The 17325-nt window shown below is 64.1% G+C and carries 17 protein-coding genes, 1 tRNA gene and 2 pseudogenes; 10 read left to right on the top strand and 10 right to left on the bottom strand.

Annotated elements, in window-relative coordinates; translation table 11 throughout:
• Window positions 1-51: 51 nt before the first annotated feature.
• A pseudogene (locus tag A9X00_RS32700) lies at window positions 52-447 on the top strand (adenylate/guanylate cyclase domain-containing protein); the annotation flags it as partial.
• Window positions 448-526: 79 nt separating this feature from the next.
• Entirely contained in the window at window positions 527-787 is a 261-nt protein-coding gene (locus tag A9X00_RS32695) for an adenylate/guanylate cyclase domain-containing protein (protein WP_369830718.1), read from the top strand.
• Window positions 788-930: 143 nt separating this feature from the next.
• Here A9X00_RS32695 and A9X00_RS05485 read toward each other — a convergent pair whose 3' ends face one another.
• Entirely contained in the window at window positions 931-1947 is a 1017-nt protein-coding gene (locus tag A9X00_RS05485; protein ID WP_197515063.1) for an ABC transporter substrate-binding protein, read from the bottom strand.
• Between the two features lie 106 nt (window positions 1948-2053).
• Here A9X00_RS05485 and A9X00_RS05480 point away from each other — a divergent pair, with 106 nt between their 5' ends.
• Window positions 2054-2689 carry a TIGR03085 family metal-binding protein gene (locus tag A9X00_RS05480; protein WP_067150173.1) on the top strand — a complete coding sequence of 212 codons (636 nt, stop codon included), beginning with the start codon at window positions 2054-2056 and terminating at the stop codon, window positions 2687-2689.
• A 42-nt stretch (window positions 2690-2731) separates the two neighbouring features.
• Here the strand turns inward: A9X00_RS05480 and A9X00_RS30555 are convergent, their stop codons facing one another.
• Window positions 2732-2899, bottom strand: coding sequence for a hypothetical protein (locus A9X00_RS30555; RefSeq protein ID WP_156771936.1), 168 nt, complete (start codon window positions 2897-2899; stop codon window positions 2732-2734).
• A gap of 56 nt (window positions 2900-2955) precedes the next feature.
• Here A9X00_RS30555 and A9X00_RS05475 point away from each other — a divergent pair, with 56 nt between their 5' ends.
• Window positions 2956-3840, top strand: a complete 885-nt coding sequence (locus A9X00_RS05475) for a cutinase family protein (protein ID WP_082974699.1) — start codon at window positions 2956-2958, stop codon at window positions 3838-3840.
• 5 nt (window positions 3841-3845) lie between these two features.
• On the opposite strand, the gene A9X00_RS05470 is transcribed toward A9X00_RS05475, so the two are convergent.
• From A9X00_RS05470 to A9X00_RS05445, 6 genes are all read right to left on the bottom strand, one after another.
• On the bottom strand, window positions 3846-4991 hold the full coding sequence (locus A9X00_RS05470) for a zinc-binding dehydrogenase (protein ID WP_067150167.1): 1146 nt from the start codon (window positions 4989-4991) through the stop codon (window positions 3846-3848).
• A 58-nt stretch (window positions 4992-5049) separates the two neighbouring features.
• Complete coding sequence (locus A9X00_RS05465) at window positions 5050-5448, bottom strand: YchJ family protein (protein ID WP_067150164.1); 399 nt, start codon at window positions 5446-5448, stop codon at window positions 5050-5052.
• A 99-nt stretch (window positions 5449-5547) separates the two neighbouring features.
• A complete protein-coding gene (locus A9X00_RS05460) occupies window positions 5548-6720 on the bottom strand; it encodes a CaiB/BaiF CoA-transferase family protein (protein ID WP_067150161.1) in 1173 nt (390 codons plus the stop codon).
• A gap of 17 nt (window positions 6721-6737) precedes the next feature.
• Window positions 6738-8261 (bottom strand): aldehyde dehydrogenase family protein, encoded by a 1524-nt coding sequence (locus tag A9X00_RS05455; protein WP_067150157.1) that lies wholly within the window; start codon window positions 8259-8261, stop codon window positions 6738-6740.
• A gap of 23 nt (window positions 8262-8284) precedes the next feature.
• Window positions 8285-9556: an amidohydrolase family protein gene (locus tag A9X00_RS05450; RefSeq protein ID WP_232006682.1), complete on the bottom strand. Its 1272-nt coding sequence runs from the start codon at window positions 9554-9556 to the stop codon at window positions 8285-8287.
• Complete coding sequence (locus A9X00_RS05445) at window positions 9553-10779, bottom strand: cytochrome P450 (protein WP_197515062.1); 1227 nt, start codon at window positions 10777-10779, stop codon at window positions 9553-9555. Before A9X00_RS05445 ends, A9X00_RS05450 begins: the two co-directional genes overlap by 4 nt.
• Before the next feature lie 280 nt (window positions 10780-11059).
• Between A9X00_RS05445 and A9X00_RS05440 the strand changes: the two genes are divergently transcribed.
• From A9X00_RS05440 to A9X00_RS05415, 6 genes are all read left to right on the top strand, one after another.
• The gene (locus A9X00_RS05440; RefSeq protein WP_067150154.1) at window positions 11060-11749 is read left to right on the top strand and encodes a TetR/AcrR family transcriptional regulator; all 690 of its coding nucleotides are present in this window, start codon (window positions 11060-11062) and stop codon (window positions 11747-11749) included.
• Between the two features lie 214 nt (window positions 11750-11963).
• On the top strand, window positions 11964-14312 hold the full coding sequence (locus A9X00_RS05435; RefSeq protein ID WP_067150152.1) for a CaiB/BaiF CoA-transferase family protein: 2349 nt from the start codon (window positions 11964-11966) through the stop codon (window positions 14310-14312).
• 3 nt (window positions 14313-14315) lie between these two features.
• A complete protein-coding gene (locus A9X00_RS05430) occupies window positions 14316-14516 on the top strand; it encodes a ferredoxin (RefSeq protein WP_067150149.1) in 201 nt (66 codons plus the stop codon).
• On the top strand, window positions 14513-15628 hold the full coding sequence (locus tag A9X00_RS05425; RefSeq protein WP_067150146.1) for an NDMA-dependent alcohol dehydrogenase: 1116 nt from the start codon (window positions 14513-14515) through the stop codon (window positions 15626-15628). Before A9X00_RS05430 ends, A9X00_RS05425 begins: the two co-directional genes overlap by 4 nt.
• A 75-nt stretch (window positions 15629-15703) precedes the next feature.
• Window positions 15704-16117, top strand: coding sequence for a limonene-1,2-epoxide hydrolase family protein (locus A9X00_RS05420; RefSeq protein ID WP_067150143.1), 414 nt, complete (start codon window positions 15704-15706; stop codon window positions 16115-16117).
• 42 nt (window positions 16118-16159) lie between these two features.
• Window positions 16160-16555, top strand: a complete 396-nt coding sequence (locus tag A9X00_RS05415) for a nitroreductase family deazaflavin-dependent oxidoreductase (protein ID WP_067150140.1) — start codon at window positions 16160-16162, stop codon at window positions 16553-16555.
• A 153-nt stretch (window positions 16556-16708) separates the two neighbouring features.
• Here the strand turns inward: A9X00_RS05415 and A9X00_RS05410 are convergent.
• Window positions 16709-16782 (bottom strand) — tRNA-Ile (locus tag A9X00_RS05410).
• Window positions 16783-16831: 49 nt separating this feature from the next.
• A pseudogene (locus A9X00_RS05405) lies at window positions 16832-17325 on the bottom strand (carboxymuconolactone decarboxylase family protein); the annotation flags it as partial.

Below are 17325 nucleotides of genomic sequence, written 5' to 3'. Positions count from 1 at the left end.
AACTCGTCGCTGATCACGCCCGATATCGGTCAGGCGGTGCGAAACTGAGGGATGCCGAACGAGCGCACGCCGCCGCGCCCCGAAGGCGCGCAGGCCGACGCGGACGAATGGGCGCGCTTTTTCGAATACTTCGGGCACGCCAGGGTGCGACGCGGCATACGAATGCTCTCCCGGCTTCCGTCTTCCCCGCGATGTGAGGCCTGCGGCAGCCCGTATACGGGAGTCGGCGGCTGGCTGATGCGACGCGTGGGCAAAAACCCTTCGCGGAAGAACCCGCGCTGGTGTGAAGCCTGTTTCGAGAAGTCACCCACGGGCGGTGTGACGCTACAGATCGGGGTTCTCTTCGCGGACGTCCGCAACTCGACTGCGCTGGCGGAGACCTTGCCACCCGGCGAAATGGTCGCGATCCTCAATCGCTTCTACTCGAAACTGACGCAGGTGATCGTCCAGCACGGCATCGTCGACAAACTCATCGGCGATGCCGTGATGGGCCTCTACTTCGCGCCGCTGACGTCCGACGGGCGCTATGTCGATTCGATGGTGGGCGACGCTCGCGCGATATTGCGAGCCCAGGGCTACGGCACTCGCGCGGGGCCGCAGCTGGAGGTGGGCATCGGTCTCGATGTCGAGCGCAGCGTATGTCGGGATCGTCGGCGAGGGCGAGATCCGCGACTTCACCGCGATCGGCGACGTCGTGAACACCGCGTCGCGGCTGCAAAGCGTTGCAGCGGGCGGCGAGATCGTCATGTCCGACGCCGTCGCGCATCGCGTCCGTCGACGGGGGTGAGGTCGTCACGCTCGACCTCAAGGGCAAGGCTGAACCCGTGACAGCCCGCCGGATCACGTTCGCGACCTGAAAGGCCACCAACCTCTGGTGACCGCCGGCCGCGCAAGGGCTGTGCGCCAGGGGATTTCGAAGGCCCGACGGATCTAACGCGAGGGTGGTGGTCGATCGACCAACACACGCTGTCCGTCTTGCCACTGAACGACGCGAATCTGATGCCCGGCTTGCGCGCCGGTGACCGGGTCGACACGGAACCGGCCGAACAAGGTGGTGGTATCGAGTCGTTGCGACGCGGTCAGCACCGGCAAGGACTCAACAGTTCCGGCTTCCTTCACGCAGCGCCGCCAAACGACCCCCGCGGCGAAGGCCGCAGCAGCCGGATAGGGCGGCTCAACGCCGTTCGCGTGCCGGTAGCGCTGGCGGAACCACTCGCTGGAGGGTCCGTCCGCGGGATCATCTGTCCCGTCGTCGAACCATTGGCACGGTCCGTAAAGTCCCTCAACGCGATTACCGATAACGTGCCGCAGCTCATCGACTCCGGCCGCAACCAATCCAACTGCGCGCCAGCGGCGTTCGCTGTTCCACTGCGCGATGACGACATCGTCGTCGAAGGAACCGGCCGATAACAGCACATCGCCCGCAGGGATCTGCGCCAGCACGTCTCTCGCCCGGCCCGTCCGAAAACTGACCGACCGCCGCACGAGACCCAATCGCCGGGCAGCCATCGCCGCCCCTTCGGCGACCTCGCGGCCGAACCCCGTGTCGACGTGCATTACCACCACCTGCGACCCCTCCCCAAGGCCGTCGGCGACAAGGGTTTCGAGCACTGCGGCAAGGTAGCGGAACGCGGGAGTCGTCACGTTGACGACACGCGGATACGCCGGACGCACCAGCCGGGCGGTGGCGCCACCGTGGTTCCAGATGACCCCGTTGCTCGCGGCGGCGGCCGCGAGCGCGGTTCCCGAACCGTAGGGCCCGAACACTACGTCGGGCCGGCTAGCCTCGGCCGCCCGTATCGCGGACGCCGCGGAGGGGTGGGCATCGACGACCTCCAGGCTTACTCCGGAAAGCTCGGCCCACAGAGCAAGGGCGCTCGCCCCTGCTTTCCCGAATCTGGCCAGCGGGCCCGACAGCGGGGTAACCAGGACGGCGCGAGCTGCCACTCCCACAACATAAGCGCAACCCTCGGCAAGGACCCGCATGAGGTGGGATCAATGGTCGACGTCGTCACTCGCCGCAACGCCTGACCCACACACCTATCGTGTGGGTATGTCAGTAGTCCAACGCGAACGCGGCGCCCTCGTTGAAACCCTGCGCGCAGTGGGACCGGACGCCCCCACCCTGTGCGAGGGCTGGACGACCCGCGACCTGGTCGCGCACCTCGTGGTGCGCGAGCGCAGGCCCGACGCGTTGCCTGGCCTCGTGTTCGGGCCACTGGCTTCCTACACCGCACGCATGCAGACCCGACTGGCCACCTCGACGACGTGGGAGGACCTGGTCGAACTGTTCGCATCGGGCCCTCCAGTGCTTTCCCTGTTCAAGGTTCTCGACCCGGTAGCAAGCATCCACGAGATGTTCGTCCACCATGAGGACGTCCGCCGTGCGCAGACTGGCTGGGAACCAAGGGAATTCGATGCGGGTACGCGCGCGGCGGTGAAGCGGCGCGTCGCGATAATCAGCCGGGCCGGGATGTCGAAGTCGATCACCGCGGTGCGCGCGCGGGTGACGCTGCGCACCCCCGACGGCCAGACGGTCGCGGCGGTCGGCAGCGGTTCGCCGGTCACGGTAACGGGCGAACCGCTGGAGCTGCTGCTGTTCGCGTTCGGCCGCAATGCCGTCCGCGTCGACTTCGGCGGGGATGACGATATCGTCGCCGCGGTGCGGGCCGCCAAGCGCGGCTTTTGAGGTTGGGTGTCTGGGCCGCGGCCTCTGCCGAAGTAGCGCCCGCTAGACGCCGGCCCCGGGCCGGGCGAATCGATCGCTCACGTCGCGCGGATCGCCGGCCGAGTAGTGTGGGAAATACCGGTCACGGCGTAGGTCCGTCGTGGTGATTCCCGTGAACGCGCTGGTCAACGACCAGCTCAACGATCTAGAGAAGTTCCTCGTAAGACCCATCGCAAGGCCACCTTTGAGCGCTGGTTCATATTTCCGAACAAGTGAAAGGTGCATCGATGCCACACATAGTGATGACCGTATCGGGTACCGGTGTGGACATGTGGAACACCACGCCACCGCAACCCGCCGGCGTAGCTTCCGCACTAGCGGCCGCGCGTCCCGATCTGTTCTACTGGCAGCCGGTCGGCAACTATCCGGCCAGCGTGTTCCCCATGGGCCCGAGCGTGGACGCGGGCGTCGCCGAGCTGAATAGGCTTTGCACGCAGATCAATCCACCGGAGGGCGTGCCGTCGTATCCGGAGAATTCCATCATCCTGCTTGGGTATTCACAGGGCGCGATCGTCGTCTGCCAATTCCTGCACACGATAGCGTGGCTGAATCCGCAGATCGCGAACCGCATTGTCGCGGTGGGTGTTTGGGGAAATCCCCTCCGGCTGCCGGGATTCGCGTCAGGCAACCAGTTCGCCGGATGGCCGATGCCGGCCGAGGTGGACGGGGTTGTCACCGGCGGCGTTTCCGGTCCGGCGTGCATGATGCCGGCCGACGTCGCGCCACACCTGCTCACGCCGGTCAGGCACTTCTGGGGCGATTTCGTGAACACGATAGGAATCGGCAACGATATCTACGCGGATGCGCCTGTCGGTCCCGACCCGTGGACGGACGAGGCAGGCCCCGGCGTAATCGAGACGCAGATCTACAACATCGTCCAAAATGCAAACAGCCCAAATATTTTCGCGATCCTGCGCGACGCGCTGAAGCTGGTGAACCCGACCACGTCGGTCGAGGAGATCATCTCGATCACAGAAGCGATCTACAACGGCGGAATGTTCTTGGCGGCAGGGCCCAACGCATCGCACTACACCTACGACACGACGCCGATATACAACTTCATAGCCTTGGCAGGCCAAGAGACGCTGCCGTTTGTCACCAGCCAGGTCTGACGCGACTAGGCCAGCGCGTGCGGAGTCACGAGGAACTTCTCTCCGGTCGCTCGCCTGACGTACTCGTTGAACGCGTCGGGGTCGAGCATGCCGGCGAGTGACACCTCACGGGTGTAGCTACTCGCGAACGTCGTGGTGAGCTCCGCGGCCACCCGGGCGCGCAGCCGGCCGAAGGTCTCGGCATCAATGCTCTGCAGGAATGGGGTCAACAGCCACCCTCCGACGCCCCAGGCCATCCCGAAGTTCCTCGTGAGCACAGTGGGACTGGTGTCCAGCGCGCCGTAGATGTACACCTGCTTGTGGACGCTCGAACCGTAACGCGAGTACTCGGCCGCGGTCGCGTTGGCCGCCTCTTCCATGCCGTTGAGGATCTGGCTTGCCAGCGATCCGCCGCCCGTGGCGTCGAACGCAAGCGTCGCGGATGTGGCTTTAAGGGCCTCGACGAGGTCTGCGGAGAACGACGGCGACGCCGAGTTGAGGACATACGTTGCGCCGAGCGAGCGCAGCAGCTTCTCTTGCTCCGGCTTGCGGACGATGTTGACCAGAGGTATCCCGTCTTTCTGGCAGAGCTTGACCAGCATCTGGCCGAGGTTCGACGCCGCGGCGGTGTGCACGAGGGCGGAATGCCCTTCGCGGCGCATGGTTTCCGTCATTCCGAGGGCCGTCATCGGGTTGACGAACGACGATGCGCCGTCTCTGGCCGTGGCGCCTTCGGGCAGGACCAGACATGCGGAAGCGTCGATCGCCCGGTATTGCGAGTACATCGCGCCGCCCGCGATCGCCACCTTCCGTCCGATGAGGGCCTGGGCTGGGTCCGACGACCCCGCCGCCACCACGGTGCCTGCGCCCTCGTTACCTACCGGAAGCGACTTGTCGAGTCGCGCCGACATCCCTTTTAGGGCGGCCTCTCCGACCGGGGCGGTGACCACGGGACGCTCCGGGGTGCCCCCGACCGTCGCCTTGGTCATGTCCGCGCTCGCAACAAGTAGTCCCAAGTCGGACGGGTTGATCGGCGAGGCTTCCACTCGCACCAGCACCTCGTTGTCGCCGGGGGCGGGAACCGGCACCTCGTGCAGCGAGAGTTCGAGCGCGCCATCAGACGTCACCAGCGAACGCAGCTCTAGGGCAGTTGCAGGCAAATCTGCGGCCATGGTGGGCTCCTCGTTCCTGTTAGGGGTGTGCCTTCAAGCGTCTGAACGCGAAACGCGGCTACGGATCTTCCCTGACTGCGTCGAGGTAGAACCATCGGCCGGCCCGGCGTTCGAAGCGACTGCGCTCATGCAGGCTGCCGGCGCGGGCCACGGACTCGAACCGGGCCGTGAATTCCACTTCGCCAGAATCGTCGTCCGGGCCACCCGCGGCGGTGTCGACCACCTCCAGACCGGTCCAGGTGATGTTCGGGTCAACGCTCACCTCGTCCGGCCTCGTGCGCGGGTGCCACGTGCGGAACAGATAGTCGACGTCACCGTAGGCGAATGCCGAATACCTCGACCTCATCAGTTCCTCGGCCGTTCGCGCCTCCAACTCCCCACAGTGAAACAGCCCGCAACAAGCGCGATAACCATCGCCGCTGCCGCAGGGGCACGGCGGTCCGAGAAACTCGTCCATGTCAACAGTCTGCGGGACGTCGACGTCGTGCCGGCAGATTGCTCCGGCCATACAGGCGGGTTGTGGGCGTGCGGGGCTCGAACCCGCATCCGCCGGTGTTCAGATCGCGCCCGACGACCGAAGCCGCTCCATTCCGGCCGCGTCGTAGCCCGCCAGGGTGCCGAGTAACTCTTCCGTATGCTGCCCGACGTGCGGCGCTGCTGGCGGTGCAAATCGTTCGTCGGGTTTTGTCTTGATGCACGTCCCAATCAATCGCTGCGACGTCCCGTCCGGCTGAGCCTGCTCGTAGACGAGTCGGCGAGCCTTCGCGTGGTCGTCGTCGAACAGGTCTGCTCCCAAAAATGCTGGCGCCCCTGCGATATCGGTCGCGATGAAGAAGTCGGTCCATTCCTTGCGGGTGCGGCTCGCAAAGATTGCTGTTAACTCCTCGCGCAGCCGGGCCTCTGCCCCGACATCCTCTCCCGGCTTCTGGCGCCCCGGTTCGTAGAGGTCCATCCGGTCGAGTGACTCGCAGAATCTCAGCCAGAACTTGTCCTCCAGGGCGTTGAACACCACGTAGTTGCCGTCGCTCGTGGCGTAGTACTGGTAGCGAAGCGAAGCGCGGATTCCCTCGCCGTAGGCCGGTCGACCGTTCGCCAACGCCGTGAGGTGCTGAAAGTTCCAATTGATCGCCGCATCGACCTGCGCTACTTCGACGTACTGCGGCGTGCCATCGCGCCCGGCGGCGTGCAGCGCGGCGAGAACGCCCATCGCTGCGTACAGAGGTCCGGCGAGAACACCCGTCGTCCCTGTCGCGGCGCCCGAAAGCCGTGGCGTTCCATCCGCATCGATGATCGGCGGGCTTAAGCCGGCGAAACAGTCGAAGGACAGCCCGTGTGTGGGTAAGCGGGTGTAGGGCCCGTAGCTGCCCATGCCGTTGAGGACGCAGTAGACAATCGTCGGATTGACGGCGACGATGTCGTCGTAGCCGAAGCCGAGCCGGTGCGCGGTTCCGTAGCGCAGCCCGTCGATCACCACCGCCGACGTCGCGGCCAGGCGGCGAAACGCGGCTTGCCCCTCAGTCGTTTTCAGATTTATCGCGACACTCTTCTTGCCGCGGTTCCACTGCGTGTCCTGCAGCTCGCCGCCGGCAACCACCGAACCGCGGAAACCCCCGCCGCCAGGCGGCTCCACCTTGATCACCTCTGCGCCGAGGTCGGCCAGATGGCCGCCCAGTGCATCCGCGGAGAACAATGACACTTCGAGGACTCGGACGTCCCTGAGAAGCTCCATCACGCCACCTTTCCCCGCTACATCATGGTGATCGATTTCAGCTCGGTGTATTCCTCGAAGCCCCAGCGCCCCTGCTCTCGGCCGAGTCCACTTTGTTTGAAGCCGCCGAACGGCCCTCCGCCGTTGAACATCCCACGCGCCGGTAGAGACCAGCCGGGGCCCTGCCCGTCACCCGGGTTAGCTCCAAGGTCGGCGCCGGGTGCGACGGTCTGCACCATGATGGTGCCTGTTCTGACCTGCCTCGCGACGTTGAAACCCTTTGCGGCGTTGCGGGTCATCACCAGACCTGCCAGACCATAGATGGAGTCGTTCGCGATGTGGATGGCTTCGTCTTCCGAGCGATAGGTCATCACCGCCAGCACAGGACCGAAAACCTCCTCCTGGCACACGCGCATGTCGCTACGGCAGTCGACAAATGCCGTCGGTTCGTAGTAGAAGCCGCGTTCGAGATGTTCGGGCCGCTTGCCGCCCACCACCAACCGCGCGCCTTCCTGCAGTCCCGACTCGACGAAGGCCTCGACTCGCTGGCGCTGTTGATCCCTGATAAGCGGACCGACGACAGTGGCGGGATCACGCGGATCCCCGACGGTGATCATCGGCGCCATCGCTTTCAAGCCATCGACGTACGCGTCGAGCAACCACTCGGGCAACAGAAGTCGCGATGTGACCGTGCACGCCTGTCCGGCATGCATCAGGACCTGTCCGAACCCTATTCCCGCGACATCACTTTCGGTGACATCGTCAAGAACGATGTGCGCGCTTTTCCCGCCGAGTTCCAGCTGTGCGCGTTTCATCGTGGCCGCCGATAGTTCACGGATGCGTCGACCCGTCGCAGTCGAACCGGTGAATCCAATCATGTCTACGCCTGGGTGGGTACACAGCTCCTCCCCCACATCGGCACCGCCCACAACGATGTTGAACACTCCGGGCGGGAGGCCGGCTTCCTCACCAACCTTGGCCAGCTCCAGGGCGTTCATCGGAGTCCACGGGTGGGGCTTGAGCACCACGGTGCAGCCGACGGCCAGCGCGGCCAGGCACTTCTGAATGTTGATCGAGAACGGAAAATTGAACGGGGTAATGACTCCGACCACCCCCACCGGTTCGCGGACCACCGTCACGCCGCCCAGGCCGGTCGCCGAAACCCTTGGCCCGCCCGGTGTTTCCACCCACGTCACATCGTGTTCGACGAACTCGCCGTAGTAGTGGGCCGCCTCGATGGCGCCGCCAACCTGAACCAGGTCGGTGATGAAGCCGGTCGAGCCGATCTCGGCGATTACTAGCTCTCGAAGTTCCGCTTGGCGCTCGTCGAGTATTTCGGCGAACCGCTTGATGATATTCGCCCGCTCCCGGACGGACATCCACGGCCACGGCCCGTCGTCGAAGGCCCGCCGGGCGGCCTCGATCGCCATGGCCGCCTGCTTTGGTCCACCGTCGACGACTCGTCCGATCAACTCCTCGGTGGCCGGATCGATGACGTCGATGACGCCGACCGCGTTGTCGCTCGACCACCTACCGTCGATAAAGCTTTGGTACTCCCGCATCGAACGAATCCGTTGGGTGCCGACTACGTCGCCGCCGGGTACGGGGCGGGCTCAAAGTCGAAGACCCGGCGGGCATTACCCTGCAGCACTTTGTACTTGTCGAGGTCGGATCGGCCGTCGAGTGCTTTGTGGGCGGCCTGAAGCGAGTTGGGCCAGAGGCTGTCGGTGTGCGGATAATCCGTTTCAATCATCACGTTGTCGACGCCGATGGAGTCGAGGTTAGCCGCCCCAAAGTCATCCTCAATGAAGCAGCCGTACATGTGGTCGCGGAAGAGCTGGCGCGGGGACTCCGGAAAAATCTCGGGGTCGGTGGGCACCGGGGTCAAGCGCATCGTGGCCGGGTCAACCGCCCAGTTGTTGGCGCGCAGGTACTGGTAATCGGCGGCGACATGTTCGGCACGCTCGATGAGGTAGGGGATCCAGCCGATGCCGCCCTCGGCCAGCACGATCTTCAGGTCGGGGTACTTCTGCAGCTTGCCCGAGAACAGCCAATCCGTGGTTGAGTTCGCGAGATTGAGGTTGATGTTGACCGCCTGAACCCCGAAAGGTGCGTCAGGCGACGTAGTGGGACTAACCGACGACGAGCCGATGTGCGTGCACAGCGGCATCTTCGTCTCGTTCACCACCGCGAAGAAGTCGTCCCATGCCCCCGAGTGGATGGACGGAAATCCCAACGGGTGCAGGTTCTCCGAGAAGGCAATGGCTTTGGCGCCCTTGCCCGCGCACCGTAGCGTCTCCTCGACGGCCAGTCGGGTGTCCCACAACGGAATGATGACCATGGGGATGTAGCGACCGGGTGCCGCCGCGCACCACTCATCGATGACGAAGTCGTTGTACGCGCGCACGCACTTGAGACCCAGGTCGCGGTCACCGAGGTGGGCGAACATCTGGCCACAGAACCGGGGGAAGAACGGAAAGTTCAATCCCGCGATCACATGATCCTCGTCCATGTCGGCGATGCGGGCCACTGGGTCGAAGTATGCGCGGGGCATATCGTCGTAATTCACTGGCAGCGGCGAATACTCGGCCGGCCTTTGGTGAGCCGCGACCAGGATGCCAAGGACCGACGCGCGCGCTTGCTCGTAGACCCACGTATCGACGCCGTCGATGCGCTCGACATGTGGCACCCGATCGCGGTCGGCGGCCGATGCGCGGTCGACCCACAGGTTCGGCGGCTCGATGATGTGGTCATCGACGGAGATCATCCATTGCAGATCTTGCTTGTCCACGGGTTCCTCCCTGATTTCGCTAGGACGCTGTCTACGAGCCGATGTGGGCTGCGCCGCACCCCTCACTGGGCGACGCGGGCGCCCGGCGTGAAGACGACGGGCAGGGCACGATAGCCGCGGGTGACCGAGTTCCCGTGGAAATCGACTTTTGCCCCCGGCGGGATGGCGTAGTCGGGTATCCGATTCAGGGTCTGTTCGACGCCCACCCGAAACTCGAGTCGGGCGAGATTGGAGCCCAGACAGCGATGGACGCCGGCTCCGAACCCGAGGTGGCGGTTTGTCTGCCGGTCGAGAATGCACTTGTTCGGCTCGTCGAACTCGCGCGCGTCGCGGTTGGCGGCCGCGTAGTTCACGACGACCGTCTCGCCGGGGCAGAACTTGTGGCCGCTTAGTTCGACCCCTTCGGCGACGGAACGATGAAGTCCGTGAACCGAACCCGCGAACCGGATGAATTCCTCTATTGCCGTGGGCATCAGCCCCGCTTCGCGCACGAGCCGGTCACGCTCTGCGGCGTGGGTGCCCAGGTAGAAGAAGGCGAACGACATTGCACTAGAGGTTGTTTCGAGCCCCGCTTGCACCAGCAGCATCACATTCGCAACCACGTCGTCGAAGCTCAATTTCTCGCCGTCAATCTCGGCGGCAAGCAGGACATCGATGAGGTCGTCACGCGGCGGTTCACTACGACGTTTGTCGATCTCGTCGCGTACGCGGAGGTAGAGGTTCGTCATCGATCCGTTTCGGACCTCTGCGCTCTCGCCATTGATCGCGATGTCGGCCGTCTCGATGTAAAGCGGCACGTCCTCAACGGGCATACCGAGCAGATACCGGAAGAACACGATGCCAGGTTGCTGCCAGGCGACGTCGGCGAGATCCCCGCGGCCCAATTCGATGAAGTTGTCGATCAGCCCGTCCGTGACCGCGCGCACCTGGGGCTCCAAATCCTTCATCCGGCCAGGAGAGAAATACGGGTTGAGAACTTTGCGAAGCTGCTGCTGCCGTGGCGGATCCAAGGTAATCACGATGTCGCCGAACGACATCGGGTTGCCCTCCAGCCCAAGGGGCTTGCTGGAAAAGCTGCGCCAATCCCGCAAAATCTCGTAGCACTCGTCATAGCGGGTGGCGACCCACGCGCCCCCGGGCGTCGGACCCAGGAATGGGACATCCTGGTGGCTGAACGGTCCACTCTCCCGCATCACCCTGTAGACCTCGTAGAGGAATTCTTGGTCGTTGAAATCCTCATGACGAAGGTCGAGGTTCCGGGCGTGTTCCTCCGGCGATTTGCTCACCATGTGCAGTTCTTTCCGACGCCGGAACGAGGCATGCGGGGCGTCAACATGCTGGCGACACCGTTGTCGCGCCACCGTCCATGTGCCATCTGCACCGGCCCTCGGATTTCTCGCACACGCCAAACTTGCTTTCGCAGCACAGTAAGTCGTCGACTACGCGGAGTCAAGTCGCACTCGATAACGGCGCGCGCCGGAAGGGTGGATCCCCCAAAACGGGCGATGCGGCATGCGACGCACGAGCAAGCTTCTTCCCGGTTGAGGGCTGCTCGCTAAGGTATGTGTGATGACCACAGGCGCACGGCGGCGAGTTCGCGACAAGGACGGCAAACAACGAGCCCTCCTTGAAGCGGCTGCCGAGGTCTTTGCCGAAGCGGGATACGCGGCCGCGGCGACAAAGGAAATCGCCCGTCGGGCCGACTGCTCGGAGGCGATGCTTTTCCACTACTTCGGGGACAAGCGGGGCATTTTCGAGCAAGTTGTTTCTCGACAGATCGCCGACCTCGTCAGTGAGGCAGAAGAGCAAGTCGTGGCGAACCTGCCGGCGCGCTTCGAGGACTATATCGAGCAGCTTTTCTTTGCCAGACTACGAATCGATGACCGGGACAGCGGTGTTCCCGGCTGGGACATTTCCGGTCGGGCGTTATCGGACCCGGACTTCTCGCTGCGCGTGCTGCAACCCAACCACGCACGCCGTACAGCCGTTATCGCCGAAGGCGTTCGCCACTATCAAGCCGCGGGGCAGATCAGGGCCGACGTCGACGCCGACCTGTTCGCCGAGCTCCTGGCTAACTTCATTATTTTCACGACGAGCCTCGGACCACGCTGGTTCGGTACCGGTGAGCCGGACATCCGCGCACAGATAGAACTGGGTTCGCGCATTCTCGCGAAAGGCGTAAGCACATCGGAGGGCAAGGCGCCCACCAAGCGAGGCGGACGGGCCCAACGGCCCGCGAAGGTGCGCGCGGCCGACTAAACGCTCGGACAAATTCAACTCCGGCCACGGTTATCGAGTCACACTTGACAGCCGAGCTTTGCCGTCGCTAGCGTCGTTGCCAGCCAGGCCGCAGCCAAGCGGATGCAGAGCACCCTGCTCGATCGGCACGAGCGTGAGGACAGAGGGTGGCGTGTGCACTCATCGGTGCGAGTAACTCGCTCCCGAGAACATTGACGCGGAGAGCGCCCCGGCGATGAACGCTCTGCGTGGGGTTCGTGTTGTCGAGTGGGCGACGGAAATCACCGGCCCGTACTGCACCAAGTTGTTCGCCGACCTCGAAGCGGAGGTCATAAAGATAGAAGCGCCGGACGGGGATCCTTTCCGCCGCAGAACGTTTGGCGATCAAAGCGACGCCGACGCGCTGTTCAAATTCTTGAACGCCGGCAAGCGCTCAGTCGTTGGCACTTCGCTGCCCGACCTCGAGGCTTTGATCGTTTCCGCGGATGTGTTCGTCGATTCTCTCGGCCCGGATGCTCTCGACCGCGAGGCCCTCCTACGACACGCACCACACCTGGTGATCGTGGCGTTGACTCCATACGGGTTGACCGGACCCTACCGGGACCGGCCCTCAACGGAATTCACGATCCAGGCCGAGAGCGGCACCCTGGCGTTACGAGGCCGTCCGGACCAGCCGCCCATTCAGGCGGGTGGTCGAGTATTCGAATGGGTGATGGCCAGTTATGCCGCCGTCGGGGCGCTAGGCGCACTCCGTCGGGCTCAACTCGGCGGACCAGGCGAAATCATCGACTGCTCGCTGCTGGAGGCTTGTCACCTCAGCGCCAGCGGATTCGCCGACATCTACCACGAGCTGGCCGGTCGTCCCCCTTTGACCGTTCCCGCCCGACAGGTCGAAATCCCTTCCATCGAACCGACCGCGGACGGATGGGTGGGCTTCAACACCAACACGCGCCAGCAATTCGAGTCGTTCCTCGCGATGATCGGCCGATTGGACCTGCTCGACGACGACCCGGCATGGGCACTCGCAACGACGCGCTGGGAACGCCGGGAGGAGTGGAATCGATTTGTGCGGGAATGGACGACGCAAAATTCTACGGACGAAATCGTCGCGTTGGCCTCCGATCTGCGGATCCCAGTCTCGCCGGTCAACAATGGCCAGACCGTGTTGGACCACCCGCAGTTCGCGGCGCGCGGCGTGTGGGGCACCTACGCCGACGGCAGCTTCACGCACCCCTTGCCGCCCTATCGGATAAATGGTCAGCGACCCGCCCCCACCTCCGGCGCTCCTGCGCTTGACGAATCATCAGAAGTGCCCGAGCACAACAGGATTGCGGTCACTACCGACCACGCAACGGCACTTCCTCTGGATGGCGTGAGAATCCTCGACGCTACCGCGTGGTGGGCCGGCCCCTCCTCCACCCACATTCTCGCCGCACTGGGCGCCGAGGTCATTCACCTGGAGTCGACCGCCCACCCTGACGGCGCACGCATGGCGGCCGCGGCGTTCGCCGATCAGGCTCAGTGGTGGGAGCGGTCGGGGATGTACCTGGCGACCAACGCCAACAAGCGCGGACTCACCCTCGACCTTGCCTCTGACGAAGGGCGGGAGATCTTCTTCCGACTCGTCAAGTGCTCCGACATCCTGGTTGAAAATTTCTCGCCACGCGTCTTCGAAAATTTCGGCATCACATGGGAGACCATCAGCGAGCTCAACCCCCGAATACTTATGGTTCGAATGCCCGCATTCGGGCTCGACGGACCATGGCGCAACAACGTGGGCTTCGCGCAGACGATGGAACAGATGACCGGGATGGCGTGGGTGACCGGCCACGAGTACGACCAGCCGCGAATCCCCCGCGGCCCATGCGACCCGCTGGCGGGAATGCACTCCGCATTCGCCATGCTCGCCGGCCTCCGCCATCGGGATCAAACCGGACGCGGGTCGTTCATCGAAGTTTCGATGGTTGAGGCCGCGCTCAACGCAGCCGCTGAGCAGGTCGTCGAATTCACCGCATACGGCAACCTGATATCGCGTCGAGGGAATCGCAGCCCTGACGCCGCCCCACAAGGGCTTTACGAGTGCGCGGGAACGGAGCGATGGCTGGCCATTTCGGTCGCGACCGACGAGCAGTGGCGCCTACTGAAGTCGGCGCTGGGTAATCCGGACTGGGCAGACGACCCCGCGTTGGACACCCACCAGGGGCGTGCAGAGGCACACGATGTGATCGACAAGCACCTCGAGCAATGGGCTGGCCGGCAAGATTCCTCGGCCGCCGCCGAGTTGCTTATCGAATACGGCGTCCCCGCCGCGGAGTTGGCAGACGCCAGGGTCGGTTCGATGCACCCACAACTTGCTGCCCGCGGCTTCTTCGAAAGTCTCGATCACCCCGTCGTGGGACGACATCACGTGCCGGCACTTCCCTTCAAGTACCGCAGCGTTCAAGGGTGGTATCGGTCGCCAGCACCGACCTTGGGTCAGCACAACGCGACCATCCTCAGTGAGCTCCTCGGCCTCGACGCCGCTTCGATAGCGTCTCTGACAGAGCAGGGCGTCATCGGGACCCGACCGGGCGGATTGGACTGAACGATGAAGCTTCGTGTCGACGCGGAAATGTGTCAGGGCCACAGCCGTTGTTACGCAACATATCCGGAGATGTTCGATATCGACGACGACGGGATCGCCTTCGTCACCGTCACGGACATACCACCGGAATGGGAAGACCGGGCGCACCATGCGATCGCGAATTGTCCGGAGCGTGCCATACATATCGTTGAGGAGTCGCCATGAAGGCCAACGGAGCAGTCCTGTGGGGGCTGAACGAGAAGTGGTCGGTGGAAGAGATCGAACTCGATCCGCCGCAATCCGGCGAACTACTGGTCGAATTCGAAGCCACCGGATTGTGCCACTCCGATCACCACATCCGCACCGGTGACATGTTTGGAGTGAGCTTTCCCTTGATCGGTGGGCACGAAGGGGCCGGCGTCGTTCGAGAGGTCGGTCCGGAAGTGCGCGATGTGGCGGTGGGAGACCACGTCGTCACTTCATTTTTGCCGGCCTGCGGTCGCTGCCGATGGTGCGCTACGGGGCGTCAAAACCTTTGTGACTTCGGGGCGACCATTCTTGCGGGGGTCCAAGCCGACGGCACCTTCCGGCGGCGAGCCCGCGGCCAGGGCATCGGAGCACTTTCCGGCGTCGGCAGTTTCGCGCAGTGGGGCGTGTTGTCCGAGGCCTCCGTGGTCAAGATCGACAACGATGTGCCGTTGTCGCGCGTGTGTCTGCTCGGCTGCGGCGTCACCACCGGTTGGGGTTCGGCCGTCAATACCGCGAACGTCAGTCCCGGCGACGTGGTCGTTGTTGTCGGCTGTGGCGGGATCGGCAGCGGCGCCATTCAGGGCGCGCGCCTGGCGGGGGCGGAGCAAATCGTGGTGGTCGATATCGAGCCGAGCAAGCGCGACAAAGCGTTTCAGTTCGGGGCCACTCACTTTGCCACCTCGATGGAGGAAGCAACCCAGTTAGTTGGCGAGATCACGCGGGGAGTCATGGCCGACTCGGCCATCCTCACGCCAGGCGTGCTCGAGGGCGCGATGATCAACGACGCACTCAACGTGGTGCGCAAGGGCGGCGCCGTGGTGGCCACCGCCCTGGCGTCGATGTCCGACGTGACGCCGACCCTGCCGCTGACGTTGTTCACGCTGTTCCAAAAGCGGCTCCTGGGCAGCCTCTACGGCGAAGCCAACCCACGGGCCGATATCCCTCGACTTATCAGCCTCTATCGAAGTGGCAAGCTGTTGCTCGACGAAACCGTCACCACCGAGTACAAGCTCAACGACATCAATGAGGCCTACGACGACATGCTCGCCGGCCGCAACATTCGCGGGGTGATAATCCACGAGCACTGATGTGTCGAGAGGCAGATCCGCATCATCTTCCAGTCCGCGCAGTCGATTCACTCACTCGCCGAAGGGATTCCACTCATGTCATCGCCGGCCGAAGTCGTCCGCCAGTTCTGCGCCTTGATGGAGCAGCGCGACGCCGAAGCGTTGCGTCCCCTGCTTGCCGAAGGCGCCGTTTATCAGAACGTGGGAATGCCTGCCTTCACCGGACCGGACGCCATCGTGGAGAACATGGCAGCCCAGTTCGCTATGTTCCCGGACGCCTACGCCTTCGAAATCGTGAACCTCGCCAGCGAAGGTTCCGTGGTGCTCACCGAACGCCTGGACTACATCCAGACTCCCGATGGACGCAAGCCGGCCATCCCCGTAATGGGGACCTTCGTCGTCGACGGCGACGCGAGGATCACACGCTGGACCGACTACTTCGACCTGAATCTGACGATCAAGCTGCTTCAAGGCGAGGACATCAGCGCCCTGGTGCCCGCGACCGCATGAGTTGGCACCTCGATGATCGAACTTCGCTGAGGATGAGGAGCCATGCGGGTACCCAGAGTCGTCGCCAAATTCAATCGTCGAGTCACCAATCCAGCGGCTCGGTCGATCACGCCGTGGCTTCCGTACCAAGGGACGCTCGAACATGTCGGACGCAAATCGGGCAGGCGTTATCGAACGCCGCTGTTGGTCTTTCCCACCCCCGACGGCTTCCTCGTCCTCATCGGGTACGGGCTGCATTCGGACTGGGTGAAGAATGTTTTGGCCGGCGGGCAGGCGGTATTGCACAGGCGCGGCAAGAGTATCGCGCTGGTCAATCCTCGTCTTGTGAGTAAGGCCGAGGGCGCAGCGCTCGTTTCGGGACCATCGGGGATGCTCTACCGCCTGTTTCCGTACAACGAAGCGGCGATGGTGTTGACCAAGGTCGATTCCACGCAGTGACTTCGGGATCACAACTACCCAGTCCGCGGTGCCCCGATGCCGACGCCGCAGCTCCAAGAGGCTCGGAGGGAGCGTGAAGGATCAGCCGAAGTAACTGTCAAGCATCAGCCGAAGACGAACGCACGCATCAGCCGAGGTCATACACCTCTGAAGTGGGGCGGGCGGGGCTCGAACCCGCGACCAACGGATTATGAGTCCGCGGCTCTAACCAACTGAGCTACCGCCCCTGATGCGCACCAATGGTGCCATGACACGGCTCCCGACCCCGCGCCGACGTCAGCTGAAGACCGTCTGACCGTCAACGTCGAGCAGGTAACGCTCGGTGCCCTGCTCGACCCGCGGGGCGTCGGCGCCCAGCGACACGGCGACCTTGTTGCTGGCGTTGCGCATGACGTCGAAGGTGAGCTCGACGGCCTCTGCCTCGGAAAACCCGGAGCGCACCTCGGCGGCAACGTCGGCGACGAGGTGCGCAGGGGTCCAAATTAACCCATCGGTGTAGCGCAGCGCTGCTTTAGCGCGGCGGGTTAACCGACTTGAGTCCTCATAACGCTCGATGTCCCCGTACAGCTCCTCCGTGCCGCCGGCGTCGAGTGCGGTGCTCTCCCGCAACGATTTGCACAGCCGGCAGTTGTGCTGCGCGGCGCCGCGCAGCCGGACCAGCTCGGCGGTCACGGGGTCCACCGCGCGCATCCGGGCCACCGCGGGCAGAAACTCGTTGAACACCACATCCGACGGCTCGGTGGTGTGGTCCCAGGCGACCGTGCCGCGCC

Origin of the sequence: Mycobacterium sp. 1245805.9 (assembly GCF_001672915.1) — a bacterium.
Lineage (GTDB): Bacteria > Actinomycetota > Actinomycetes > Mycobacteriales > Mycobacteriaceae > Mycobacterium.
The sequence above is the reverse complement of the archived record's forward strand: the minus strand, read 5'-3'. Positions and strand labels throughout refer to the sequence as shown.

Excerpts from the sequence above, each read along its gene's own strand:
- A9X00_RS32695 (WP_369830718.1), top strand. The coding sequence starts at position 527 with ATGTCGATTCGATGGTGGGCGACGCTCGCGCGATATTGCGAGCCCAGG.
- A9X00_RS05480 (WP_067150173.1), top strand. The coding sequence starts at position 2,054 with ATGTCAGTAGTCCAACGCGAACGCGGCGCCCTCGTTGAAACCCTGCGC.
- A9X00_RS30555 (WP_156771936.1), bottom strand. The coding sequence starts at position 2,899 with ATGGGTCTTACGAGGAACTTCTCTAGATCGTTGAGCTGGTCGTTGACC.
- A9X00_RS05475 (WP_082974699.1), top strand. The coding sequence starts at position 2,956 with ATGCCACACATAGTGATGACCGTATCGGGTACCGGTGTGGACATGTGG.
- A9X00_RS05470 (WP_067150167.1), bottom strand. The coding sequence starts at position 4,991 with ATGGCCGCAGATTTGCCTGCAACTGCCCTAGAGCTGCGTTCGCTGGTG.
- A9X00_RS05465 (WP_067150164.1), bottom strand. The coding sequence starts at position 5,448 with ATGGACGAGTTTCTCGGACCGCCGTGCCCCTGCGGCAGCGGCGATGGT.
- A9X00_RS05460 (WP_067150161.1), bottom strand. The coding sequence starts at position 6,720 with ATGGAGCTTCTCAGGGACGTCCGAGTCCTCGAAGTGTCATTGTTCTCC.
- A9X00_RS05455 (WP_067150157.1), bottom strand. The coding sequence starts at position 8,261 with ATGCGGGAGTACCAAAGCTTTATCGACGGTAGGTGGTCGAGCGACAAC.
- A9X00_RS05445 (WP_197515062.1), bottom strand. The coding sequence starts at position 10,779 with ATGGTGAGCAAATCGCCGGAGGAACACGCCCGGAACCTCGACCTTCGT.
- A9X00_RS05440 (WP_067150154.1), top strand. The coding sequence starts at position 11,060 with ATGACCACAGGCGCACGGCGGCGAGTTCGCGACAAGGACGGCAAACAA.
- A9X00_RS05435 (WP_067150152.1), top strand. The coding sequence starts at position 11,964 with ATGAACGCTCTGCGTGGGGTTCGTGTTGTCGAGTGGGCGACGGAAATC.
- A9X00_RS05430 (WP_067150149.1), top strand. The coding sequence starts at position 14,316 with ATGAAGCTTCGTGTCGACGCGGAAATGTGTCAGGGCCACAGCCGTTGT.
- A9X00_RS05425 (WP_067150146.1), top strand. The coding sequence starts at position 14,513 with ATGAAGGCCAACGGAGCAGTCCTGTGGGGGCTGAACGAGAAGTGGTCG.
- A9X00_RS05420 (WP_067150143.1), top strand. The coding sequence starts at position 15,704 with ATGTCATCGCCGGCCGAAGTCGTCCGCCAGTTCTGCGCCTTGATGGAG.
- A9X00_RS05415 (WP_067150140.1), top strand. The coding sequence starts at position 16,160 with ATGCGGGTACCCAGAGTCGTCGCCAAATTCAATCGTCGAGTCACCAAT.